General features: G+C 44.9%; 1 protein-coding gene. It reads right to left on the bottom strand.

Features of this window, described 5'->3' with window-relative positions:
- Positions 1-341: DUF416 family protein (locus tag A3712_RS03150; RefSeq protein ID WP_157618701.1), on the bottom strand; the 341-nt coding region annotated here is incomplete at both ends.

Genomic DNA, 341 nt, shown 5'->3' with positions numbered 1-341 from the left:
TTCAGCGCCTTGAGCGAACTCAAGCTCAGCAACCGTTTTAACCGACTGTTGGCTTACTTTGATCACAGCTTCAAACATATGCTCGCGGTCAAGCAGACCATGAACAAGCGTTGCCAAACCTTGGCAAGCGTCCATTGCAGGGTAAACACCATAGAAGTCAAAATCGTCTGCGCTAGGGAAAAGTTCTTCAACCTTCTCTAATTGGCGTTCAAAGTTCACCTTCGCCGTTTTAACCGTTAGGATTTCCCAAATACTATCCAAAACATCACGATAGATTCGAGCTTCCGCAAATTCTGTATTCTCACAAAACATGGCATAGTTAGGGTACATACGCTCGCATA

Source organism: Vibrio sp. HI00D65 (assembly GCF_001635455.1).
GTDB lineage: Bacteria > Pseudomonadota > Gammaproteobacteria > Enterobacterales > Vibrionaceae > Vibrio.
The sequence above is the reverse complement of the archived record's forward strand: the minus strand, read 5'-3'. Positions and strand labels throughout refer to the sequence as shown.